The organism is Solibacillus sp. FSL R5-0449 (assembly GCF_037975215.1).
Classification (GTDB): Bacteria; Bacillota; Bacilli; order Bacillales_A; family Planococcaceae; genus Solibacillus.
The window spans coordinates 2,189,463-2,212,999 of record NZ_CP150239.1 but is presented as its reverse complement, the minus strand read 5'-3'; the positions used below and the strand labels follow the sequence as shown (position 1 = coordinate 2,212,999).

At 40.5% G+C, this 23,537-nt stretch carries 23 protein-coding genes; 21 read left to right on the top strand and 2 right to left on the bottom strand.

Annotated features, from left to right (window positions below; translation table 11 throughout):
* The first annotated feature begins 9 nt into the window (after positions 1–9).
* The 11 genes from MKY27_RS11065 to MKY27_RS11015 all read left to right on the top strand — a co-directional run bounded on the left by MKY27_RS11065 (position 10) and on the right by MKY27_RS11015 (position 8,817).
* The gene (locus MKY27_RS11065) at positions 10–525 is read left to right on the top strand and encodes a YqeG family HAD IIIA-type phosphatase (protein ID WP_008407628.1); all 516 of its coding nucleotides are present in this window, start codon (positions 10–12) and stop codon (positions 523–525) included.
* A gap of 57 nt (positions 526–582) precedes the next feature.
* Positions 583–1,686 carry a ribosome biogenesis GTPase YqeH gene (gene yqeH, locus MKY27_RS11060; protein WP_339172091.1) on the top strand — a complete coding sequence of 368 codons (1,104 nt, stop codon included), beginning with the start codon at positions 583–585 and terminating at the stop codon, positions 1,684–1,686.
* 53 nt (positions 1,687–1,739) lie between these two features.
* Positions 1,740–2,582 (top strand): shikimate dehydrogenase, encoded by an 843-nt coding sequence (aroE, locus tag MKY27_RS11055; RefSeq protein ID WP_339172090.1) that lies wholly within the window; start codon positions 1,740–1,742, stop codon positions 2,580–2,582.
* On the top strand, positions 2,569–2,874 hold the full coding sequence (yhbY, locus tag MKY27_RS11050; RefSeq protein WP_339172088.1) for a ribosome assembly RNA-binding protein YhbY: 306 nt from the start codon (positions 2,569–2,571) through the stop codon (positions 2,872–2,874). Before aroE ends, yhbY begins: the two co-directional genes overlap by 14 nt.
* 11 nt (positions 2,875–2,885) lie before the next feature.
* Positions 2,886–3,479 (top strand): nicotinate-nucleotide adenylyltransferase, encoded by a 594-nt coding sequence (locus tag MKY27_RS11045; protein WP_339172085.1) that lies wholly within the window; start codon positions 2,886–2,888, stop codon positions 3,477–3,479.
* Complete coding sequence (yqeK, locus tag MKY27_RS11040) at positions 3,448–4,008, top strand: bis(5'-nucleosyl)-tetraphosphatase (symmetrical) YqeK (RefSeq protein WP_339195085.1); 561 nt, start codon at positions 3,448–3,450, stop codon at positions 4,006–4,008. Before MKY27_RS11045 ends, yqeK begins: the two co-directional genes overlap by 32 nt.
* A 6-nt stretch (positions 4,009–4,014) precedes the next feature.
* Positions 4,015–4,368, top strand: a complete 354-nt coding sequence (gene rsfS / locus MKY27_RS11035; RefSeq protein ID WP_339172082.1) for a ribosome silencing factor — start codon at positions 4,015–4,017, stop codon at positions 4,366–4,368.
* Positions 4,361–5,098 (top strand): class I SAM-dependent methyltransferase, encoded by a 738-nt coding sequence (locus MKY27_RS11030; protein WP_339172080.1) that lies wholly within the window; start codon positions 4,361–4,363, stop codon positions 5,096–5,098. Before rsfS ends, MKY27_RS11030 begins: the two co-directional genes overlap by 8 nt.
* Positions 5,099–5,221: 123 nt before the next feature.
* Complete coding sequence (locus MKY27_RS11025) at positions 5,222–5,869, top strand: helix-hairpin-helix domain-containing protein (protein WP_339195083.1); 648 nt, start codon at positions 5,222–5,224, stop codon at positions 5,867–5,869.
* An 85-nt stretch (positions 5,870–5,954) separates the two neighbouring features.
* Entirely contained in the window at positions 5,955–6,530 is a 576-nt protein-coding gene (locus MKY27_RS11020; RefSeq protein ID WP_339172077.1) for a ComE operon protein 2, read from the top strand.
* Positions 6,499–8,817 (top strand): DNA internalization-related competence protein ComEC/Rec2, encoded by a 2,319-nt coding sequence (locus MKY27_RS11015; RefSeq protein ID WP_339195081.1) that lies wholly within the window; start codon positions 6,499–6,501, stop codon positions 8,815–8,817. Before MKY27_RS11020 ends, MKY27_RS11015 begins: the two co-directional genes overlap by 32 nt.
* Before the next feature lie 51 nt (positions 8,818–8,868).
* Here the strand turns inward: MKY27_RS11015 and MKY27_RS11010 are convergent, their stop codons facing one another.
* Positions 8,869–9,042 carry a YqzM family protein gene (locus MKY27_RS11010; RefSeq protein WP_339172073.1) on the bottom strand — a complete coding sequence of 58 codons (174 nt, stop codon included), beginning with the start codon at positions 9,040–9,042 and terminating at the stop codon, positions 8,869–8,871.
* Between the two features lie 244 nt (positions 9,043–9,286).
* On the opposite strand from MKY27_RS11010, the gene holA reads away from it, so the two are divergent.
* Positions 9,287–10,297, top strand: coding sequence for a DNA polymerase III subunit delta (holA, locus tag MKY27_RS11005; protein WP_339172071.1), 1,011 nt, complete (start codon positions 9,287–9,289; stop codon positions 10,295–10,297).
* A gap of 70 nt (positions 10,298–10,367) precedes the next feature.
* On the opposite strand, the gene rpsT is transcribed toward holA, so the two are convergent.
* Positions 10,368–10,616 carry a 30S ribosomal protein S20 gene (gene rpsT / locus MKY27_RS11000; protein ID WP_251686766.1) on the bottom strand — a complete coding sequence of 83 codons (249 nt, stop codon included), beginning with the start codon at positions 10,614–10,616 and terminating at the stop codon, positions 10,368–10,370.
* A gap of 164 nt (positions 10,617–10,780) precedes the next feature.
* Here rpsT and gpr point away from each other — a divergent pair, with 164 nt between their 5' ends.
* The 9 genes from gpr (at position 10,781) to mutS (ending at position 23,527) form a co-directional block, all read left to right on the top strand.
* Positions 10,781–11,815, top strand: a complete 1,035-nt coding sequence (gene gpr, locus MKY27_RS10995) for a GPR endopeptidase (protein ID WP_339172067.1) — start codon at positions 10,781–10,783, stop codon at positions 11,813–11,815.
* A gap of 83 nt (positions 11,816–11,898) precedes the next feature.
* Positions 11,899–12,720 (top strand): stage II sporulation protein P, encoded by an 822-nt coding sequence (gene spoIIP / locus MKY27_RS10990; protein WP_339195078.1) that lies wholly within the window; start codon positions 11,899–11,901, stop codon positions 12,718–12,720.
* Between the two features lie 335 nt (positions 12,721–13,055).
* On the top strand, positions 13,056–14,885 hold the full coding sequence (lepA, locus tag MKY27_RS10985) for a translation elongation factor 4 (protein ID WP_339172063.1): 1,830 nt from the start codon (positions 13,056–13,058) through the stop codon (positions 14,883–14,885).
* 91 nt (positions 14,886–14,976) lie between these two features.
* Complete coding sequence (locus tag MKY27_RS10980) at positions 14,977–15,321, top strand: hypothetical protein (RefSeq protein WP_339195076.1); 345 nt, start codon at positions 14,977–14,979, stop codon at positions 15,319–15,321.
* Positions 15,322–15,397: 76 nt separating this feature from the next.
* Positions 15,398–16,933 carry a tRNA (N6-isopentenyl adenosine(37)-C2)-methylthiotransferase MiaB gene (gene miaB / locus MKY27_RS10975; RefSeq protein ID WP_339195074.1) on the top strand — a complete coding sequence of 512 codons (1,536 nt, stop codon included), beginning with the start codon at positions 15,398–15,400 and terminating at the stop codon, positions 16,931–16,933.
* Positions 16,930–17,367, top strand: a complete 438-nt coding sequence (locus tag MKY27_RS10970) for a RicAFT regulatory complex protein RicA family protein (RefSeq protein ID WP_339172056.1) — start codon at positions 16,930–16,932, stop codon at positions 17,365–17,367. Before miaB ends, MKY27_RS10970 begins: the two co-directional genes overlap by 4 nt.
* 372 nt (positions 17,368–17,739) lie before the next feature.
* Positions 17,740–19,929 carry an EAL domain-containing protein gene (locus MKY27_RS10965; protein ID WP_339195071.1) on the top strand — a complete coding sequence of 730 codons (2,190 nt, stop codon included), beginning with the start codon at positions 17,740–17,742 and terminating at the stop codon, positions 19,927–19,929.
* 223 nt (positions 19,930–20,152) lie between these two features.
* Entirely contained in the window at positions 20,153–20,734 is a 582-nt protein-coding gene (gene cotE / locus MKY27_RS10960; RefSeq protein WP_339172050.1) for an outer spore coat protein CotE, read from the top strand.
* Positions 20,735–20,914: 180 nt separating this feature from the next.
* Positions 20,915–23,527 (top strand): DNA mismatch repair protein MutS, encoded by a 2,613-nt coding sequence (gene mutS, locus MKY27_RS10955; protein WP_339195069.1) that lies wholly within the window; start codon positions 20,915–20,917, stop codon positions 23,525–23,527.
* Positions 23,528–23,537: the final 10 nt, after the last annotated feature.

The window sequence follows — 23,537 nt, the reverse complement described above, 5'->3', positions numbered from 1 at the left end:
GTTACGGCTTTGTACAACTTTTTATTACCAGATGAATTTATTCGCAGTGTATATGAAATTACACCGGAAAAATTAAAGGATTTAGGCATTAAAGGGATCATAACAGATTTAGATAATACGCTTGTTGAATGGGACCGTGCTGATGCGACGGAAGAGCTTGTACAATGGTTTGAAATGATGCGTGAAGCAGGGATAAAAATTATCATTGCCTCAAACAATCATGAAGCGCGGGTGCGCCAGTTTGCAGAACCGCATGGCATACCGTTTATTTTCCGTGCCAAAAAACCATTAGGTGCAGCATATTATGCGGCCCTTGTTCAGCTGCGTCTACGTCGCCATGAAGTTGCGATGCTGGGAGATCAGCTATTGACAGATGTGATGGGTGCGAAACGTCAAAAACTTTATACGTTTTTAGTTCGTCCTGTAGCTGACTCTGATGGACTCGTTACAAAATTTAACCGCTTCGTAGAACGTCGTGTATATAACGATTTAAAGCGAAAAGGAAAGTATCCTTGGGAAGACTAATCAGCGACCCGAGTTTTTTTGCATGAATGTGCAATAGTAGTTAGGAGGAAATAGTGAATGAATGAAATGCCACAATGTATTGGCTGTGGAACAGTGATTCAAACTGAAGATAAAAATGGATTAGGGTATGCACCTGCATCCTCGCTTGAAAAGGAAATGATTATTTGCCAACGTTGTTTCCGTTTAAAAAACTATAATGAAATCCAACCTGTTAGCTTAACGGATGATGATTTTTTACGTATTTTAAACGGTCTTGGACAACAGCAAGGTCTGATCGTGAAAATCGTGGATATTTTCGATTTCAATGGCAGCTGGTTACCAGGTTTACACCGATTCGTTGGAAATAATCCGGTTCTTTTAGTAGCAAATAAAGCAGACCTTTTACCAAAATCGGTAAAAGAAAAGAAAGTGATCAACTGGTTAAAACGAGAAGCGAAAGCACTTGGGTTGAAGCCGGTTGATGTCAAACTTGTTTCGGCACATAAAGGAATGGGCATGCAGGAAGTCGTGGAAGCGATAGAAGAATACCGTAACGGCAAAGATGTATATGTCGTAGGTTGTACAAATGTCGGCAAATCGACGTTTATTAACCGTATTATTAAGCAAGCTACAGGTGAGGGCGAAATTATTACAACTTCCCATTTCCCTGGAACTACGCTTGATATGATTGGCATTCCGCTTGATGACGGATCATCTTTATACGATACGCCTGGTATTATCAATCACCACCAAATGGCACACCATATCGATTCGAGTGAACTAAAATATATTATGCCGAAAAAAGAAATTAAACCAAAAGTGTATCAGCAAAATCCTGGACAGACACTGTTTATCGGTGCTCTTGCCCGTTTTGATTTCATTCAAGGTGAACGTTCGGCATTTACAGTACATGTTGCAAATGATTTACCGATCCACCGTACGAAGCTGGAACGTGCAGATCAATTATATGAAGAACATAAAGGTGAGTTACTGGCACCTCCAACGTCTAAACATATCGATCAATTACCGCCATTAGTGCGTCATGAGTTCTCGATTAAAGAACCGAAAACGGATGTAGTTATTTCAGGATTGGGCTGGATTACAGTACAGCATGCCAATGTTGTCGTAGCAGCACACGCACCTAAAGGCGTAGAAGTATTCATTCGTCCATCACTGATTTAACGGAATCGTTATTTTGAAGTGAATGCGCGGTAGCAGGAAAGAGGGAAATGTTGATGAAAAAGTGGTTTGCGGTTATTGGGGATCCGATTGCCCAGTCAAAATCTCCGGAAATGCATAATGCGTGGTATGAAGAAGCGAATGTGGATGCGACGTATATCCCAATCCACGTGAAACCCGAACATCTACAACAAGCTGTTGCATCATTCAAACTGTTAGGGACAAGCGGCTGGAATGTAACGATTCCACATAAGCAATCGATTATTCCGTTCCTCGACGAGCTGGACGAGCTTGCCGAAAAAATGGGAGCGGTCAATACGGTCGTGCGCACTACAGAGGGGAAATTAAAAGGCTATAATACGGATGGTCCTGGTTTTGTGAAGTCACTCGAGCATGTAATCGGTACGGAGAAACGCAAGGCACCGGTATTACTGATCGGAGCAGGCGGCGCAGCTCGCGGAATTGCATTTGCCCTTCAAATGGCAGGTTATACGAATATAACAATAGCCAACCGGACAGTTGAAAAAGCACAACAGATTATTAATGAACTACATGCCGGCCAAGCTGTTTCGATGCAAGAAGCAGAACAAAGTCTGGCGAATTATAAGATTTTTATTCAAACAACACCAGCTGGAATGACTACGGGCGACTTTGCATTACCATTTTCGCTTGAAAAGTTCCCGGCAGGCGCAATTGCTGCAGATATTGTGTATAATCCATTAATGACGCCATTTTTGCAAGCGGCTGAGCAAAAAGGGGCGACGATTGTCAATGGGTTAGGCATGTTCGTGCATCAAGGTGCGATTGCCTACGAACACTGGTTAGGTCATTATCCAAATACAAATGCAATGATTGCCCGTTTAACGGCGCAATTAGGAGGAAATTATGTTAACAGGTAAACAAAAACGTTTTTTACGTGCTGAGGCACATCACTTAGATCCAATTTTCCAAGTTGGGAAAGGTGGCGTAAATGATGCAATGATTGCACAATTACGCGATGTATTGGAAGCACGCGAACTTATTAAAGTACGCATTTTAGACAACTGTGAAGAAGACAAAAATGTCGTGGCGGAAGAACTGGCTGAAGGTACACGTGCCGAGCTTGTTCAACTGATCGGATTGACTGTTGTTTTATATAAAGAGTCACGCAATAACAAAAAAATCGTGTTACCAAAAGTAGCTACGAAATAAGGTGAATTGTAATGAAGAAAGTCGGTCTTTTTGGCGGAACTTTTAATCCACCGCATATTGGACATTTGATGATGGCCAATGAAGTATATGCAGCACTTGATTTGACGGAAGTGCGCTTTATGCCGAACGCAAAACCGCCGCATAAGGATCTGGCCCGCTCAGCTACAAATGCGCAGCGTCTGCGGATGGTTGAGCTGGCGATCGAGGACATTCCTTATTTTCAAGTCGAAACATATGAACTTGAACGCGGAGGGGTATCGTATACATTCGACACAATGAAAGCATTGTGTGAACGTGAACCACAAACACAGTTTTATTTTATTATCGGCGGGGACATGATCGATTCATTGCATACATGGCACCGTATCGATGAATTAATGGAACTTGTCACATTTGTTGGAGTGAAGCGCCCGGGCAGTGAAGCAAAATCTTCCTACGACGTGTGTATGGTGGAAGCTCCGCAAATTGACCTTTCTTCAACATACATTCGAAATCGACTACAGCAAACGGAGGCACCGTTACAGTTTTTATTGCCTGCTGCAGTTGAACAGTATATTCGAAAGGAAGGTTTGTATGGAACGTCAAACGATGCTGGCAGCGATTAAGGATCGAATGCCTGAAAAAAGGTATATTCATACAATCGGTGTAATGGAAACAGCGATCCGTTTAGCTCATCAATATGGTGAAAATCCACAAAAAGCAGAGATAGCGGCTATCTTTCATGATATCGCTAAATATGCGGACGTTGACTGGATGAAGCAAGTCGTGATCGATCAGCAGTTGGATTCGCGTCTGCTTGACTGGAATGCAGAAATATTGCATGGTCCTGTCGGGGCCTGGATTGTCGAGACGGAATTCCAAATTCATGATGAAGCCATCTTAAATGCAATACGTTACCATACTACCGGACGTGCGAATATGACAACTTTTGAGAAAATTATTTATGTAGCAGATATGATTGAACCAAATCGTAAGTTTCAGGGTGTTGAGGAATTAAGAACGCTGGCAGACAGCAGTTTAGAGGATGCATTCCGAGCATGTGTGACACACACGCTCAGTTTCTTAGTTTCGTCACAGCAGGCAATTTACCCTGTTTCAATTGAATGCTACAACAGCTTACTAAGAGAGGAATAAACATACATGAATGAAACGTTATTAAATATTACGTACAAAGCAATCGATGACAAGCGAGGAGAGGATATCGTTGCATTAAATATGCAGGGGATTTCACTTTTAGCTGATTATTTCATTATTGCTGAAGGTAGCTCAGAGCGCCAAGTGCAGGCAATTGCACGTGAAATTAAAGAAAAAGCAGAAGAAGCGGGCTACACAGTACGTAAGCTTGAAGGCTTTGATACTGCACGCTGGATTTTAGTCGATATGGGTGATGTGGTTGCACATATTTTCCATAAAGATGAGCGTGCCTATTATAACCTAGAGCGTCTATGGGGAGATGCACCACAATTAGACGCGCCACAAATGGAAAATGAATAGTTATGATCGTTTTGCGGAAGTTTATGATGAATTGATGACAGATATCCCTTACGCGGAATATGTGGAATGGATTCAAACATATGCACCTGCACAGAACTATAAAAATCTGCTCGATATCGGCTGTGGTACAGGAACGCTGGCATTAATGCTGCATAAAGCGGGTTACGCTGTATCAGGTATTGACTTATCCGAAGAAATGCTTGCCATTGCAAGTGCCCGTATGGAGGATGAAAAAGTTTCAATGCCTCTATATGCGATGTCAATGGACGAACTGGACGGTTTTAGCGAGTTGGATGTTGCGATTATTCCAATTGACTCGATCAATTATGTAAAAGAACAGCAAAATGTCTTGGAAACATTGAAACGGGTATTTGACAGTCTTCGTGAAGGCGGACAACTATTCTTTGATGTACATTCGTTATTTAAAATGGACGATATTTTTCTGGATGGTCCATTTACCTATGACGACGGCGAAACTTCATATGTTTGGCATACGGAGCCGGGTGAAGAACCCCATTCTGTGTACCATCAGATGACGTTTTTTGTACTAACAGAAAGCGGTCTGTATGAACGTTTTGATGAAGAACATTATCAGCGCACATTTGCGTATGAGCAATATGTGACATGGCTGAAAGAAATCGGTTTTTCTCATGTTGAAGTGACGGCAGACTGGATGCCAACACAACCTGCCGATGAGAGCGAACGAATTTTTATTCGGGCGGTTAAATAAAATAGCTGAAAAAGTAAGTTTCGGCAGTTTTGATGGAAATACCTTTTCATAAAGAAGCGGAATTTGTATAGTGGATGTAAGCTCCATATATAAAACCTTCTTTATGAAAGGGTGTTTTTTATTTTGCAGCCATTTCTGGAGAAGTATAAAAAGCAACTCGCCATCCTGGGCGGAGTCGTTGCTGTAGTATTAATCTATTTCCTATTCCTCAATGATTCCCCGCATAGTGCATCCATTGAAACAATCGACCAAATGACAATTCCTGCTATTGATGAACATTCCACAAATCCTGAAACAGAAATCGAAACTGAATATAACCGAATAATGGTTGATATAAAGGGAGCGGTAAAATATCCGGGTGTGTACACATTATCGGAAGAGCAACGGATTGTCGATGCCGTCGAAGCAGCAGGAGGCTACACAGACGATGCCAATCCGGTGCTCATTAACCATGCTCAAAGGCTTCAGGATGAAATGGTCATCTATATACCTAAAACGGGTGAAGAGCCGGCAGAAGTAATGGAACAGGTGTTACAGGGCAGTCCGTCAACCGGCTCAGGCAGTGGAAGTACATCCGGGAAGATTAATATAAATAAAGCGGTGGAAGCGGAGTTAACCCAGCTTCCGGGAATTGGTCCATCCAAAGCGGCAGCGATTATTCAGCACCGGTCCGAACATGGGAAATTTCAAGTCATAGATGAATTAAAAAAAGTAACGGGAATCGGGGATAAAACATTTGAGCAGTTAAAAGACTTAATCGATGTAAAATAAGCCGAAATTTCTGAACGATCTTACATTGCGCATGTCAGGAACTACGTATAAACTGATAGGTGACAAAACATTTGGGGGTTATCATATGGAGCGAATTACTTGGGATCAATTTTTTATGGCACAAAGTCATTTACTCGCATTAAGAAGCACGTGCAGCCGTCTTGCGGTAGGAGCGACAATAGTAAGGGAAAAGCGCATTATTGCCGGCGGATATAATGGATCGATTTCAGGCGACGAACACTGTATCGAAGAAGGATGCTACGTTGTGGACAACCATTGTGTCCGTACAGTGCATGCAGAAACGAATGCATTACTGCAATGTGCCAAATATGGTACGCCATCAAATGGAGCGGATCTGTATGTCACGCATTTCCCATGCCTGCCATGCACGAAAACAATTATTCAGGCCGGCATTAAAAATGTGTACTATGCAAAGGATTATAAAAATAATTCATATGCAATGGAGCTGTTCAAAAAAGCAGATGTCCATGTTGCACATATTCCGTTTGATGAAGCAAAGATCGACTTTCTGCAGGACGAAAAGTTTGCGTTGACTGCTGAAATGCTCGAAAAGCTTCGTGAGTTAGGTGCAAGCCGCGATCAATTGCTCCCATTAGAGGAGAAGATGCATGCTTTATTTGGTAAACTTGTTCAAGCATAACTGGATATTTTACGCCTTGTCGATTTGTATCAGTGCACTTGCTGCATTTGAATCGGGAAGGCTTCTTTTTCTGATTGCGTTATTGTTGATATTTAGTCTTTATAAACGATTGGCAAACATACATCTGTTGTGTATAGTAATTGTTGGCATTGGGAGTTACAGCTATTTTTCCTTTGAAGTCAATAAGCTTTCAAGACCTGTTGAACTGCCGGCATTGTTAACATGGACCGATGAGTACAATATCAATGGTGTGATGTTGAGAGGGTTCATGCATGATGATTCCGGCGACAAAGTATATGTCACCTATGAATTGAAAAATGAAAACGAAAAGCAGCGTTTCGAGGCTCAGCAGCTTGCTGGTACAAGTTTTCTTGTGACCGGGGAGCAAGTATCCCCATCAATCCCTTCACACCGCTATGGCTTTTCTATGGCCCGCTATTTGCAAAGCAAAAATGCAAGAGGGATCATTGAAATTCATCAACTCCAATATTTAAGACAAAATAAAAACTTTATGCAACCAATCTATGAACAACGCTTTCGGTTAAAAAGACATATTGAAAAAACTTTTCCACCCGCACTTTCAGCAGAAGCACAAGCTCTTTTAATCGGTTACCAGGACAATGTCGATGAACAATTAAATCGCGCTTATCAAAAACTTGGGATTACCCATTTATTCGCGATTTCGGGATTGCATGTTGCGCTTGTTTCATTTCTGTTTTTCCAGATATTGCTCCGCTTAACGATACGTAGAGAAATCGCGACAATACTTTTGCTTATACTATTGCCTCTCTATGCAATTTTAGCAGGAGGAGCACCGTCTATTTGGCGCGCAGTTAGTGTCGTTGAATTTGTTTTACTTGCACAGTATGTTCGTTGGGGAATACCGATGGATGATGCATTATCGCTCAGCTTTATTATATTTGTCTTATTAGAGCCTGGTGCGGTATTTCAAGTCGGCTTTCAGCTATCCTATTTGGCCACTTACAGCTTAGTTTATTCGAACCGCATTTTAGCCCGCTATTCAAATTTTTGGGTGCAGTCTTTTTACATTACATTTGTATGCCAAATCCTCGTTTATCCTTTATTACTGTTCCACTTTTACGAAATTAGCCTTTCCTCTTTTGTCGCGAATATCATTTTTGTCCCTCTTTTTTCCTTTATTATTTTACCAGTCAATCTATTTGTTCTTGTTCTTACTTTTTTGCCATTCCCGGTTGATACCACTCTCTTTTTTATTTATGAGCCGCTACGTACAGCACTGACAAACTTCATACTCTACATTCAGCAGCCGATTGTTCAAATGTGGAATCCCGGTAAACCTTCAATTACGTGGCTTATTCTTTTATATAGTTCGGTTTTATTTGCTTTTTACTTACTTGACCAGCAAGCGCGTTTAAAGAAAGTAATCTTTGTTTTAGTACTGCCGGCATTAATATTCCATGGACAGCCATTTTTGAACAGTGATCTGAAAATTGCTTTTGTCAACGTCGGACAAGGGGACTGCATTGTCATTGAATTGCCGCGCAGAAAATCGGTCATTGTCATCGATGCAGGAGGCTTGCTGCGATTTGAACAGGAAAAGTGGAAAGAGCGAAAAACGCCCTATGAAATCGGGCGTCAAGTTGTCGTTCCTTATTTAAAAGGGCGAGGGATACAGACAATTGACACATTTGTACTGTCACATGCGGATGCCGATCATGTTGAGGGGGCTGAAGAGGTGTTGCGGGAGGTAATTGTAAACGAGGTGCATGTGACACCAGGTTCGTTCGGTAAGCCGGTTATGAATGATTTTTTACAGGAACTTGAGAAAACGAATACAAAACTAATGGAGAAAATGGCTGGTCATAAGTGGCAAATCGGGGAAACAGCTTTGGAATATTTATGGCCATTGGATATCGAATATGAAGGAAATAATGATTCACTCGTTTTATTTATAAAGCACGGGGCATTCAGAGCACTATTCACAGGGGACTTGGAGCAGGAAGGCGAGAGCGAGCTCATTCGGCTTTATAACGGGAAATTACGTAATATCGACTTATTGAAGGCAGGGCATCATGGCAGTAGAACTTCAAGCACTGAAGAATTTATCACCGTAACAAATCCTGAATTTGTTGTGTTTATGGCAGGCGAAAATAACCGCTATAATCATCCGCATACAGATGTTGTCAATCGATTTGAGGAGAAAAATATCCCATACGCGATAACAGGATTAGATGGAACTGTAGAAGTTTCCGTTTCACAAAGTCAAATGTACATTGAAAAATCGAATTCTATTTTTATGAAATAAAAAAGGGGATGGTTTCTAATTTTAACTAGAAACCATCCCGCTTTTAAGGAATTACATACGTGTAGCTGCTTCTACGATTGTTGCAATAATAAACAATACGATGAAGAAACCGCCACCAATGGCGAAACCGTAACCTGCATCCGGAAAGTCATTGCTTTTCATCGCGCGGCCACGACCTTCAAATGGGTTTTCAGCTACATAGTTTGGATCTTGATGTCCTGCCATAAGTATCCCTCCTAATCTCCAATAATTATAGAATATTCTAACTTAAAATGCTATATGAAATGCTAATTATTCCTTTTATTGGTTTATGGAGTTAGGTTTAATTTCAAAAAAATCCATAATTAAATATACAGGAGATAGAAACAATAAGTACGAGTTCGAGGCATAAGGAGATATGAAACTGGACATCCTCAGTAACGTAAAAAATGGTATACTTAGAACTACGAAAGTAAAGGAGGTTCCCAGTATGATAACAAAAGTATGGCAAGATTTTAAAAAGGGGAATTTCGCACCGGTTTACTTGCTTGTAGGAGAAGAATCCTATTTTGTGGACGAAACAATTAAGCAGTTGAAGGCAGCTCTTCAAAAAAATGAGGAAGCGGAAATTATGACCTTTGACTTAAATGAACAGCCGATTGATTATGTTATTGATGAAGCAGATACGATTCCGTTTTTCTCGGAACGTAAATTAATAATAGCTAAAAATGCCTCATTTTTAAAAGCGACTGAAAAAGGCAAAGAAAAGATAGACCATGATTTGAAGCGCCTTGAAAACTGGTTGCAGCACCCTACTGATACAGCCATCACGATATTTATCGCCCCGTATGAAAAGTTGGATGAGCGTAAAAAAGTTACAAAGCTTATGAAAGAAAAATGTACAGTAATCGCAGCAGAAACCCCGCAGAACAATGATTTGAATGTATGGGTGAAAAACGAAGCAGAGCAGCATGGAAAAGCGATTACCGATGAGGCAGTCGGCAAACTGCTTGAAATGGTCGGGCCGAATATGCTCCAGCTTCAGATGGAAATAGAGAAGATGGCCTTGTATTTAGGAGAAGATCATGAGATTACACGTGATCTTGTAGAAGATTTAGTAGCGAAAACGCTTGAGCATGATGCATTTAAAATGCTGAATGCCTATTTGGACCACAATCAGGAAGAGGCGCTCAAAATCTACCATGATCTATTACGTCAAAAAGAAGAGCCCATTAAACTTGTAGGCCTCTTGGCAAATAATATACGAACGATGACAAATATTTTTTATTTGCAAAAAAAAGGATACCATCAGCAACAGATTGCAAAACAGCTTAAAATCCATCCTTATCGGGTGCAAGTTATTTCAGGCCAAAGAAACCGCCCATCCGACCAGCGTCTGCTTCAGGCCCTCTACAGTTTGGCGGAAGTGGATCTTCAGCTGAAAACAACGGGCGGAAACCGTGAACGCCACCTCGAGCTATTTTTAATGAAGAAACTATAGAAAATTTTATTCTAGGAAACAATGAAAAAAGCCAACTGTGCAGATGCACAGTTGGCTTTATAAGTTACAATTAAGCTTTTTTCGCTAAACGAGACTTTTTACGAGAAGCCGCGTTTTTGTGAATAAGACCTTTAGAAGCAGCTTTATCTAATGCTTTAGAAGCAGCAACTACTAATTCTTGTGCGTTTTCAGCACCTGTTGCGATCGCTTGCTCAGCTTTTTTAACTGTAGTACGCATAGCAGATTTTGCTTGTACGTTAGCAGCGTTAGCTTTTTCGTTAACTTTTACACGTTTGATAGCAGATTTAATGTTTGGCATTTCTTTCACCTCCTAGATTTAGGTACGAGATGAGTATTTTCTCACTTATTTCATGTGTCAATACAACAAAAATCATTCTACCAAAGGATTGAAGGAATTGCAATACATAAATGCAAAGAATATTTACTTGACAGTTTGAGCAAACTGAATTGTGGAGGTGCAATATGAAAAAAATTGACTGGAATCGAACAGATTTAATTGATGAAACAGCAGAAGTCGTCCAACATCAAACAAAAGAGCAAAAGGAAACATTGGAACGCGAACGTGGCATTCACATGGAAGAATCCCAACAAAATCGTGTCAAAATCACAAAAGTTGAAGTGAATGCTGCAGGGGAAGAAAGAATAAGTAAAAAGCAGGGCACGTATATAACGTTGTCCATCCCTACATTAACATCAGAAGACCGCCATGGTTTTGAACAAATGCAGGAGTCTCTGATCCATTACCTGCACGATCTGCACAAAGATATAAAAATTACGGCGGATTCAAAAATTTTAGTGATTGGCTTAGGGAACAAGACGATTACCCCGGATGCGATCGGTCCTTATACAATCGATGCCATGCATAAAAAACAGTCAGAACTGGATTCACCAAAGTTTATTTTGTATGCGCCGGGTGTTACCGGCCAAACAGGATTTGAAACAAGTGATTATATCCATGCATTGGCAGAAAGAATTAAACCTGCGCTCGTCATTATTATCGATGCGCTTGCAACGAGCGGAAGTGCCCGATTATGCCGTACTATCCAGCTAACTGATACAGGTATCCATCCAGGAGGGGGCGTCGGCAACCATCGCAAAGAAGTATCCAAGGAAGTGCTCGGCGTTCCGGTAACAGCAATCGGCGTTCCGACCGTTGTGGAAGCCCCGATTTTAATCGCTGATGCAATTGATGTTGCATTCAGATCAATTGCGGCTAAAATCCAGGAAAGAGGGAAACCGTCCGGCAAGCTTTCCGTAACAAGCTGGACACCTGTAAACGAAGAGGTCGATTTAACAACAGTCGAACCGATTTTCGGTCAGTGGGCGACATGGCCAACTGAAGACCGAAGACAATTATTTGAAGAAGTTTTCAGCACCCATCCCGAGCGATTGATGGTTACACCGAAAGAAGTCGACTTCTGGCTTAGTCAATATGCATTTCTACTAGGTGAAAGCTTGTTTACATGGCTTGATGAAAAACAAAAAGCCGGAAATTAGCCGGCAATTTTTTTCTGAACAATAAAAACTAGTTATACGTTCTAAGTTTTACTCTTTTCCCATATTGTATTGGAGAAAGGGTGATGTGTTTGCGGAAACTAAAACGCTTCTCATTATTGTTCTTATTTTTATTTTCACTGCCTATTATTATTGGGCAATTCCCTTTTCCAAATAATGAAATGACTACACAAAAAATTAAAAGTGAACGTCCGCACGTTGTTTATGCGGCGACAGAGCCAATAGACACAGTACCTGAAGAACCGAAAGTCGATCCATTCGATGTACTGCTGATGTTCACACATTCACACGAGTCTTATAAGCCGATCGTCAAGAAAACAAAAGGGATGCAGGCAGTCTATGATGAAGAAATGAATATCTTTTCACTCCAGGAAATGATGCAGCACTATCTTGAATTAAACGGTTTAACACCACATATTGTTGATTTTGATGTTATGACCGAAATGAAACAGGTTGATGCGACATTTCACCAGGCATACAAAGTGGCGCGACCTGTATTGGCCGAGTATTTGGAAGGAAGCAAATATGATCTTGTCATCGATTTCCATCGGGATTCAGCACCTAAAAAAGTGACGACACTTACAGCAAATAATGAACAATATGCAAAAATTGCATTTGTCGTCGGTGCAGAACATCCTGCATATGAAGCAAATTTAGCTTATGCAACAATGCTAAGCGAGCAAGTGAATCGAATTGTGCCTGGCGTTTCACGCGGAATTATGAAAAAGTCGGGAACTGGTGTTGACGGTGTTTACAATCAGGATCTTGCGACTAATGTATTGCTGATTGAACTTGGAGGCATAGACAATACGGAAGAAGAGCTTCAACGTACAATGGCGATTTTAGCGCAGGCGATTCGGGTTGCTTTTGTTGAATCAGCAGGTTAAGTATTATTTGAAATACAAAATAGCAGGCGGGTAGTGTGAAGTTGATGAGCCATATCAGTACGGCTGCCCGCTCGAATATGAAAAACCGCATTTCGCAAAAGTTTGGTGCGAAATGCGGTTTTCCTATTGCAGGTGAAGGTTCGCTGTTGTCGTTTCACTACAATTCATAGTATAATTTAAAATACGTTATGCCTCTATTGTTCCATTACTTCAAATTATGGAGAATAGAGGCTGTATTTTAGTAGAAAAGTAAATGGATGAATAACCTACATATGTAGTGACACCAAACCCTAAATGGGCTCAGGTGTTTTTTCTAATTAGGAGAGGAATTATACATGAACCGAGAACAACGTTTAAAACGACAAGAAAATATCCGAAATTTCTCGATTATTGCACATATCGACCACGGGAAATCGACACTTGCTGACCGTTTATTGGAAAAGACGCAAACTGTTACACAACGAGAAATGAAGTCACAGCTTCTGGATTCGATGGATCTGGAGCGTGAGCGCGGAATTACAATTAAATTAAATGCCGTACAATTAAAATATAATGCTAAAAATGGCGAAATCTATACTTTCCATCTGATCGACACACCGGGTCACGTCGATTTCACATATGAAGTATCACGTTCATTAGCGGCATGTGAAGGTGCCATTTTAGTAGTCGATGCCGCACAGGGAATTGAAGCGCAAACGCTTGCGAACGTATATTTGGCTCTGGACAATGACCTTGAAATTTTACCGGTTATCAATAAAATCGACTTGCCTGCTGCAGACCCGGAACGTGTCCGCGCAGAAGTAGAAGATGTAATTGGACTGGATGCTTCTGAAGCAGTACTTGCATCAGCAAAAGCAGGAATTGGGATCGAGGATATTTTGGAACAGGTCGTTGAAAAAGTACCTGCCCCACAAGGTGATCCTGATGCTCCATTACAAGCATTAATCTTTGACTCTGTGTATGATGCCTATAAAGGCGTTATTATCTCGATCCGTATTGTAAATGGTACTGTGAAAGCCGGAGATACAATTAAAATGATGGCAACAGGTGCAGAATTCGAAGTAATCGAAGTAGGAATCCATACACCGAAAGCAATACCGCAAGCTGAACTGACAGTTGGTGATGTAGGTTATTTAACAGCATCCATCAAAAATGTTCAGGACACACGTGTAGGTGATACTGTAACTTTCGCGGGCAGCCGTGCCGCTACAGAACCGCTTCCGGGTTACCGTAAATTAAATCCGATGGTATATTGCGGCCTTTATCCGATTGATACTGCCAAATACAACGATTTACGTGAAGCACTTGAAAAACTGGAACTAAACGATTCTGCACTCCAATATGAGGCAGAAACTTCTCAGGCATTAGGCTTCGGTTTCCGATGCGGATTCTTAGGGCTATTGCACATGGAAATTATTCAGGAGCGTATTGAGCGTGAGTTCAACATTGATTTAATCACGACTGCGCCTTCTGTAATTTATGAAGTGACAAAAACTGATGGTTCGGTATTAAAAGTCGATAACCCGTCAATGATGCCGGATCCGCAAAAAATCGACCGCATTGAAGAGCCGTACGTAAAAGCGACAATTATGGTACCAAACGATTATGTAGGTGCTGTAATGGAACTTTGCCAGAAAAAACGCGGTAACTTCTCAGGGATGGATTACATCGATGACTCGCGTGTAAAAATCGTTTATGAGATGCCTTTAGCGGAAATCGTATACGACTTCTTTGACTTCCTGAAATCGAATACGAAAGGCTATGCGTCGTTTGATTATGAATTAATCGGATACCAGCCTTCTAAATTAAGCAAAATGGATATTCTATTGAACGGTGAACAAGTCGATGCGTTAAGCTTTATCGTACACAAAGACTTTGCATATGAACGCGGAAAAGTAATTGTAGAAAAACTAAAAGAGCTCATTCCACGTCAACAATTCGAAGTACCGGTACAAGCAGCAATCGGACAAAAAATCATTGCCCGCTCGACAATTAAGTCAATGGGTAAAAACGTACTTGCCAAATGTTACGGCGGTGACATTTCACGTAAACGTAAATTACTTGAAAAGCAAAAAGCCGGTAAAAAACGTATGAAACAAGTAGGTTCAGTAGAAGTTCCACAAGAAGCATTCATGGCCGTACTGAAAATGGATGACAGTAAATAATATTTGTAAAGGCAGATAGAGCAATCTTTCTGCCTTTTATTTTTAGAAGGACAAGTTTACTGAAATGTTTTTTGAAAATGAGGTAGAAATAATGACCGATATTTTAAATTTTTTGCAATATAAAAATGAAAAACTGGAAAGTGAATTGAATAGATTGTTTGAACGTGCCAACTCTCCGGGAGGCCGTGTAGATGCACTGTTGGAAAACAAAGCGCTGAAGCTGGAGGACCACAAGCTGTTTTTGGCATTTTTAGCGTATTTAGCACAGCAGAACATTGAAGCGAAACGACTGTTTCAGGATGTGTTGCGCCTGCCAAAGCATCTATTTGAAGCGAAATATGAAATGAACTGGGCACAGGTAATCAAGTTGAGTGTCACATTTTTTACAATTTTACGTGATAATGACCTCAATAGTTATAAACAATTTATCGACTAGCTTGTAACAACCGGCAACAGTTCGCTATAATGATGAAATGAGTTAAGGTAATAAATGATAGGGGGGCAAGTAGTCGATGAATGAAGAACAACGACTAGCTAGTCAGCAGATTAAACAACCTAAGGAAGAAAAAGACTATAGTAAATATTTCGAAAAAGTATTTACAGCTCCTTCACTAAAAGAGGCGAAAAAACGCGGTAAAGAAGAAGTGAAATATCATAAAGATTTTGATATTGAAGAAAAATTTCTAGGAATGGGACAGAATCGTAAGTTTTATATTCGAACATACGGCTGTCAAATGAATGAGCACGATACGGAAGTAATGGCTGGTATTTTCATGCAGCTTGGCTATACACCGACTGAAATGATTGAAGAAGCGGATGTTGTTTTACTAAACACGTGCGCAATCCGTGAAAATGCGGAAAATAAAGTATTCGGTGAGCTGGGCTTCCTGTTAAAATATAAACGTAAAAATCCGGAAATGCTGATCGGCGTCTGCGGATGCATGTCGCAAGAAGAGTCTGTTGTGAACAAAATATTAAAACAGTATCAGCATGTTGATATGGTGTTCGGGACACATAATATCCACCGATTACCGAATATTTTACACGATGCCTATATGTCTAAGGAAATGGTTGTTGAAGTATGGTCAAAAGAAGGCGATGTCATCGAAAACCTTCCGAAAAAACGTATTGGCTCGATTAAAGCTTGGGTGAATATTATGTACGGCTGCGACAAGTTCTGTACATATTGTATCGTTCCATATACACGGGGCAAGGAACGTTCACGTCGACCTGAAGAAATTATCCAGGAAGTGCGTGAATTGGCAGCACAAGGCTATAAAGAAATTATGCTTTTAGGCCAAAACGTCAATGCATACGGGAAAGACTTTGATGATATCGAATATCGACTGGGTGATTTAATGGACGAACTACGTAAAATCGATATCCCGCGAATTCGCTTTACAACAAGTCATCCGCGCGACTTTGATGATCATTTAATCGAAGTCTTGGCAAAAGGCGGAAATCTCGTTGATCATATTCATTTACCGGTACAATCGGGTTCAAATGAAATTTTAAAAATTATGGCTCGTAAATATACACGTGAGCATTTCCTGCAATTAGTCGATAAGATTAAAGCGGCTATTCCAGGCGTAACATTGACAACTGATATCATTGTAGGCTATCCGAATGAAACAGAAGAGCAATTCCAGGAAACGCTTGATTTGTATCGACAAGTTGGCTTTGATATGGCGTTCACATATATTTATTCGCCTCGTGAAGGAACACCGGCTGCTAAAATGGTCGATAATGTAACAGAAGAAGAAAAGAAAGACCGTCTGCACCGTTTGAATGCGATTGTCGGGGAGTATTCTGCAAAAGCACTCAAAGACTTGGAAGGTCAAACAGTAGAAGTTTTAGTTGAAGGCAGCAGTAAAAGACGCGATGATGTGTTAGCTGGCTATACGCGCAAAAACCGTCTTGTTAACTTTAAGGCTGATCCAAAATATATTGGAAAGCTTGTAAATGTAAAAATTTTAGAAGCAAAATCATACTCATTAATGGGTGAATTTGTAGAAGAAGTGATAAAAGAGGGGGAGTTCGTAAGATGACAACAAAATTATATACAAAAGATGAGATTGTAGAAAAAGCAAAAGAAATTGCCCATATGATTGCGAATACCGAAGAAGTTGAATTTTTCAAAAAAGCAGAAGAACAAATCAATGAAAACCAATTTGTACGCGAAAAAATTGCTTCATTAAAAGCACTGCAAAAACAGGCAGTTAACTTCCAACACTTAGGGAAAGAAAAAGCACTTAAAATGATTGAAGGCAAGATTACAGGAATTGAAACAGAAATCGACGAACTACCAGTCGTTCAACAATTTAAACAATCGCAGACAGAAGTAAATGAACTGTTACAATTAGTATCAAATGCCATTGCGAACAATGTTACAGATGAAGTCATTGCTTCGACTGGCGGAGATTTACTAAAAGGCGAAACAGGCTCAAAGGTACGCAATAGTACACCAGGCTCATGCTCTTAAAATGATTTTAAGAGGCTGGGACATAAGTATAATTATTGCTAAATAAAAGGAAAGCCTTTATTAAGAAATGGATATATTGCAAAATTGATTGGAATGGAGGGCGACTCCTGCGGGAATAGCGTGACGCCTGAGACTACAGGCTCAGGCCACGCCCGCGGAAAGCGTCCCGGAATGGAAATCAATTTTAACGCTCAGCAAAAAAATGCTATTTTTCTTTCAGAGAAAAATAGCATTTTTGGGTTATGTCCCAACCTCTTTTTTAAATTTAATATTCTAAAACCTTAACAGTATGTGTAAATAATGGTGTCGATATTCCTACTTTCTTTTGTTATAATTTAAGTTAGTTAGAACTATATGGGAAGGACTTTGCCTATGTACGAATATGACGATCTAAATGTAAGTGATGAAGGAATGTACGTTTGGTTATGTCAGATGGCCAGGCAGATAGATGCGGCAGTAGCAATTATTAACCCCAATAAAGGTTATACAATTGATTTTACCAATCAGCTCTTTCTGCAAACAACAGGGTACGATGAAGCTGATGTAATCGGGTCGACATTTTCATTACTGCAAGGGCCTCTTACAGATATGGTAAATGAAAATTCAATTCGGGAAAGTATTGAAAATGGACTCACTTTTAAAACTTCATCCTTTCATTACCGTAAAGATGGTTATGCATTCTGGAATGAAGTCCGTCATTTGCCAATGTTCAATCAGCATGGAATACTCCAATATTGTGTCATCATTATGAAAGATGTAACAGACTCCATGAACATCGAATCATTGATTGAGCTGGAACGTGAAGTGTACTTCAGTCTGGAAACAGGACATCCAATCGAAAATGTCTTACGCAATATTTGCAGAACGGTTGAAATAACTTTCGGAAAGAAATGTCACTGCTCCATCGTACTTGTTGATGATAATGACCGGATGATTAATATTTACGGTGAAATGTGGAGAGATTTGAAAGAGCTCGATGAAAATATTTTATTATTAGATCTCAAAGACAAAAGAAAAAACAATAAACCTCTTATTATTAAAGATTTGGAGCAATCGGTCTATCATGAAGCATATCAGCCGATTATTGAAAAGTATCATTTAGTTTCAATGTGGAGCCAGCCAATTTTAAACTCGGAAGAAAAAACAATCGGCTTATTTACAATGTACTTTGAGCAACGGGCAGAACCAAAAGCGATTGAAATAAAATTTATGAATCGAATTGCACCCATTGTCACACTCGCATTAAAATATTTTGATCAGAAAAGTGCAATTCACCGTCTTGCTTTTCAGGATGTAGCATCCGGATTGAATAATTATGAGTGCTTTAAAATCGTATTAAAAGAGTTTGCTGCGGATCACCCAAATGGGCATTTATATATTATTGAACCGGGAGAATACCAAAATATAATTGATTTATATGGCCGCCAAGGCGGGGATGACGTGCTGCGTCAGCTTGCCAAACGAATTCAGAATATCTCGACATTCGGGGATTCAATCATTGCGAGATACACACATTCATCAATTATTGTAGCGACGTCACTGTCATTAAGGGAAATGAATATCCCACCCGTCGAAGCGGATCATGTTTTATCGGAGCCGTATTATATTGATGGAAAAGAAGTGTATTTAACTTTAAAAATAGGAACTTCATCTTTTAGTTCCAGTACTAACTACATAGAAGCAGTCCGCCAGGCGGATAATGCATTATCAAGTGCGCTGAAAGTAACGGGCAGTGCTATTAAAAGCTTTAATATGGGATTAATTGAGTCGGTCGAACAAGAGATGAAAATACTGGCCCATTTTACACGTGGTCTAAAAAACAGCGAATTTTTCCCGATGCTCCAACCGAAAGTGAACTTGATGACAGGGGAAATTGAAAGTTTTGAAGCATTGGCACGCTGGAATTCGGCCGAATTAGGTTTTGTTTCTCCAACGTTGTTTATTCCGGTTGCCGAAAATACCGGCAATATTTATAAGGTAGACCTCGAAATTTTCAAAAAGGTACTCCAATGGCAAAAACAGCGTCATGATGCGGGAATGAAATTGTATCAAGTATCGATCAATATATCACCGAGTCATTTTTATAATCCGGCATTTGTGGAAAGTTCCGTTGCCCTTATTGAAAGCTATAAAATCGATCCCAAATTCATAAAATTTGAAATTACCGAAAGTGTCGAACTGGAAGATGTATTACGGGCAAAAAAAATTATCGATGAGCTGCAACAGCTTGGTATTGAAACATCGATTGATGATTTTGGTGTTGGCTATTCCTCACTGAGTTATTTGCAGGAACTGCCGTTTAAAGAAATAAAAATTGATAAAAGTTTCGTCGATGATTTAGCGAATCCTCGGATGAATGCCGTTATAAAAACGATTATTCAGCTTTCGGATAATTTGAGCATGGTCTCGGTGGCAGAAGGAATCGAAACTGAAGAACAGCACCTTGAATTAAAGCGATTAGGCTGTCAGGTGGGCCAAGGATATTATTACTATAAACCGATGCCCATTAAACAAATTAATGAACTGCTTGATAACGAGATAAAAATTTCTTTCAACAAATAAAACTCTCAGTGGGACAAAAATATGGGCGAAACAACAAAAGGCTATGTAGGCCATATCCCGCAATAAATACAATCTACAAAAGAGACATTTGAGCGAAGGAATAGGAAAAGCGCTACTACAATTAAGGTTTGTAGTAGTTTTTTCTTTTCTAAAAACTCATTTCACCCTTTAGGCACCTGCCGCATACAATAAGTCGAGCAGTTGAAGAAAGGAGAGATGTTCGGTGAAGCGTTTACGTCAAATTGTGACGAAAGCAGTTATTGCGAAAGGGAAGAAGCGTACCGAATGTGTAGAAACGCTCTGTCCACCGAATGCGCCAACGAGCATATTAGGTTGCTGGGTGATTAATCATCATTATCAGGCAAAACGTAATGGTAAATTTGTTGAGGTGACAGGGAAGTTTGATGTGAATGTATGGTATGCATATAACAATCATTCAAAAACGGCAGTGCATACGGAGACGATTTCCTATAAGGATCGTGTCAAACTGTCATTCCGTGACGGTGAAGAAGTAGATTCGAATGATGTGAAAGTCCGTGTATTACAAGCGCCGAATTGTATTGAGGCAATTATTACAAAGCAAGGCGACAAAATTCAGGTAACGGTTGAACGTGAATTTTTAGTGGAAATTATTGGGGAAACGACAATTGTCATTAATGTACACCCGCTTGATTTTGAGGATGAGTGGTCGTTTGAAGAAAGTTCACAACAGCCATCCAGCAGTTCATCATCTTCGTCATCATCGTCGTCCGATTCCGGCGGCAAAGATTTTGGCAAAGATTATGATTCCTCATCTTTTTCATAAAAGAATCTATCGTTTAACAGGAAATATTTCGGCATAAAAAATTGTAAAATTCTATCGTAAACAGTTGGGAATTGTTTGAAGATTACTTTCAGACAATTCCTTTTCTTTGCGTTTGCAAGGCAAAATGCGAGTCAAATGGTATAATACTTGTACAAGTTTTAGCAAGTGAGGGAAATAAACATGACTACATATACACCGATGATGCAACAATATTTGCTCGTAAAACAAGATTACAAAGATGCTTTTTTATTTTACCGTCTAGGCGATTTTTATGAATTGTTTTTTGATGATGCCATTAAAGCGTCACAGCTGCTGGAAATTACATTAACAGCTCGTGCGGGGAATACCGATAATCCAATACCGATGTGTGGGGTCCCGCATCATTCTGCACAAGGCTATATCGAAACACTTGTGGCAAAAGGTTTTAAAGTGGCTGTATGTGAACAGACGGAAGATCCAAAGCATGCAAAAGGTGTTGTGAAACGTGAAGTCGTACAAGTAATTACACCGGGAACGATTACAGAAGGGAAAGCACTTGACGGGAAATCAAATCATTTTATTGCAGCGGCTGAAAGTAATGAAGATGGTGAGATCGTATTCGCCTATTTGGACGTATCGACAGGTGAAGCAAACTGTTCGGTTATTGAAGGAAGTGCAAAACAATTAATTCAGCAAGTCCAGGCCTATGCAATAAAAGAACTGATTGTGACCGAACAGCTGCAGTTACTTCTTGCCGATTATGCGGAAGCGGGAGGCATCGTCCTGTCTCTTGAAACAGAAGAAATGGATACAGATAAGGCGGACCAGTATGTTGCACACTTGCCGGTACAGCTGCAAGGTGTGGCAAAGCGATTATTACAATACGTTGAGCGGACGCAAATGCGTTCATTATCGCATATACAGCCGTTTGTCTATACGGAAGCGGATAATTTCCTTCGCATCGATACGAATTCCAAACGTAATTTGGAGCTGATTCAGTCCATACGCGGCGGAGATTCTAAAGGGACATTGCTGTGGCTTTTAGACGAAACAGTAACAGCAATGGGCGGCCGAAAACTGAAACAGTGGATGCATCAGCCGCTCGCAAAGAAAAATGCGATTGAGGCGAGACAGGCGATTGTTACGGAATTGCTTGAAGACTTCTTTTTACGCGATGAATTAACGACACTGCTGAAAAATGTCTATGATTTGGAACGTCTGGCAGGGCGTGTAGCATTTGGTTCTGTTGGTGGACGCGATCTGGCACAGCTGCGCGAATCGCTACGACAAGTACCAATGATCCAGCAAATGCTTGTAAACAGCGGGTTGGAAAAGTGTATGGTACTTGGTCAAAAGCTGGACGTGTGCGCAGATATTGAACAATTGCTGGCAGAAGCGATTACCGAACATCCGCCCATTTCAATCAAAGAAGGCGATGTCATTCGCGACGGGTACAATGCACAGCTCGATGAATATCGTGATGCATCCCGCAATGGGAAGGACTGGATTGCCCAGCTTGAGCAGAAAGAACGCGAACTGACAGGGATAAAAAATCTGAAAATCGGCTATAACCGCGTGTTCGGCTATTATATCGAAATTACAAAATCCCATTTGAATAATGCGGACCTGGCACGCTTTGAACGAAAACAAACTTTGGCGAATGCTGAACGTTTTATTACCGAAGAATTAAAAGAAAAAGAGGCACTGATCTTGAACGCTGAGGAGCAGAGCCTTGCATTGGAATATGATTTATTTGTAGCATTGCGAGAACAGTTAAAAGGGTATATACCACGCGTTCAGGCATTGGCTGCCCAGATCAGTGAGCTTGATGTTCTGATGAGCTTTGCGACGGTAACAGACAAATACCGTTTTACAAAGCCGGTATTCCATGAAGGGCGTGCCTTGAAAATTATTGAAGGAAGACACCCGGTTGTTGAAAAAATGCTCAATAAACAAAGCTATGTCCCAAATGATTGTGTGCTGACAGATGAAAAAAATATGATGCTGATTACCGGTCCGAACATGTCGGGTAAAAGTACGTATATGCGCCAAGTGGCACTGATCGTCGTTTTGGCACAAATGGGGTGCTATGTACCGGCTGATGAAGCAATCCTGCCAATTACCGACCAGATTTTCACGCGCATCGGTGCAGCCGATGACCTGGCGGCAGGTCAATCGACATTTATGGTGGAAATGCTTGAATCACAGCATGCCATTACACATGCAACAAAAAACAGTTTGCTGTTATTTGATGAAATCGGACGCGGTACTTCAACATATGACGGAATGAGTCTGGCGCAGGCAATGATGGAATACATTCATGATGAAATCGGTGCGAACACATTATTTTCAACTCATTATCACGAACTGACTGATTTGGAAAACGAGCTGGCAAGGCTGCAAAATGTTCATGTCAGTGCAACCGAGCAGGACGGCCGAGTGGTATTTTTGCATAAAGTGAAAAAAGGTGCTGCGGATAAAAGCTACGGTGTGCATGTGGCAGAACTTGCGGAAATGCCGGAAACGATTTTACAGCGTGCCCGTATATTACTGGAGCAGTTTGAAGCTACGAATGCTGAAAAGCCGCAAGCGATCAATTACGAACAACAACCACCACAAAGTCCGCAAATAGCGGAACAGGTGGCAGAGGACGATTTGCAGCTTTCATTATTTTCAATAGAGGAAGAACCAGCAATCGCACCAGAACAACAAGAAGTGCTCGATGCATTGAAAAAACTGAATGTGATGGGGACAACACCAATGCAGGCGATGACATTATTGTATGAACTGCAGCAAAAATTATTAGGAAATTAATAAAGGAGGG

Coding starts and splice junctions, on each gene's coding strand:
- yqeH (WP_339172091.1), top strand. CDS start 583: ATGAATGAAATGCCACAATGTATTGGCTGTGGAACAGTGATTCAAACT.
- aroE (WP_339172090.1), top strand. CDS start 1,740: ATGAAAAAGTGGTTTGCGGTTATTGGGGATCCGATTGCCCAGTCAAAA.
- yhbY (WP_339172088.1), top strand. CDS start 2,569: ATGTTAACAGGTAAACAAAAACGTTTTTTACGTGCTGAGGCACATCAC.
- MKY27_RS11045 (WP_339172085.1), top strand. CDS start 2,886: ATGAAGAAAGTCGGTCTTTTTGGCGGAACTTTTAATCCACCGCATATT.
- yqeK (WP_339195085.1), top strand. CDS start 3,448: ATGGAACGTCAAACGATGCTGGCAGCGATTAAGGATCGAATGCCTGAA.
- rsfS (WP_339172082.1), top strand. CDS start 4,015: ATGAATGAAACGTTATTAAATATTACGTACAAAGCAATCGATGACAAG.
- MKY27_RS11030 (WP_339172080.1), top strand. CDS start 4,361: ATGAATAGTTATGATCGTTTTGCGGAAGTTTATGATGAATTGATGACA.
- MKY27_RS11020 (WP_339172077.1), top strand. CDS start 5,955: ATGGAGCGAATTACTTGGGATCAATTTTTTATGGCACAAAGTCATTTA.
- MKY27_RS11015 (WP_339195081.1), top strand. CDS start 6,499: ATGCTTTATTTGGTAAACTTGTTCAAGCATAACTGGATATTTTACGCC.
- MKY27_RS11010 (WP_339172073.1), bottom strand. CDS start 9,042: ATGGCAGGACATCAAGATCCAAACTATGTAGCTGAAAACCCATTTGAA.
- holA (WP_339172071.1), top strand. CDS start 9,287: ATGATAACAAAAGTATGGCAAGATTTTAAAAAGGGGAATTTCGCACCG.
- rpsT (WP_251686766.1), bottom strand. CDS start 10,616: ATGCCAAACATTAAATCTGCTATCAAACGTGTAAAAGTTAACGAAAAA.
- gpr (WP_339172067.1), top strand. CDS start 10,781: ATGAAAAAAATTGACTGGAATCGAACAGATTTAATTGATGAAACAGCA.
- spoIIP (WP_339195078.1), top strand. CDS start 11,899: ATGTGTTTGCGGAAACTAAAACGCTTCTCATTATTGTTCTTATTTTTA.
- lepA (WP_339172063.1), top strand. CDS start 13,056: ATGAACCGAGAACAACGTTTAAAACGACAAGAAAATATCCGAAATTTC.
- MKY27_RS10980 (WP_339195076.1), top strand. CDS start 14,977: ATGACCGATATTTTAAATTTTTTGCAATATAAAAATGAAAAACTGGAA.
- miaB (WP_339195074.1), top strand. CDS start 15,398: ATGAATGAAGAACAACGACTAGCTAGTCAGCAGATTAAACAACCTAAG.
- MKY27_RS10970 (WP_339172056.1), top strand. CDS start 16,930: ATGACAACAAAATTATATACAAAAGATGAGATTGTAGAAAAAGCAAAA.
- MKY27_RS10965 (WP_339195071.1), top strand. CDS start 17,740: ATGTACGAATATGACGATCTAAATGTAAGTGATGAAGGAATGTACGTT.
- mutS (WP_339195069.1), top strand. CDS start 20,915: ATGACTACATATACACCGATGATGCAACAATATTTGCTCGTAAAACAA.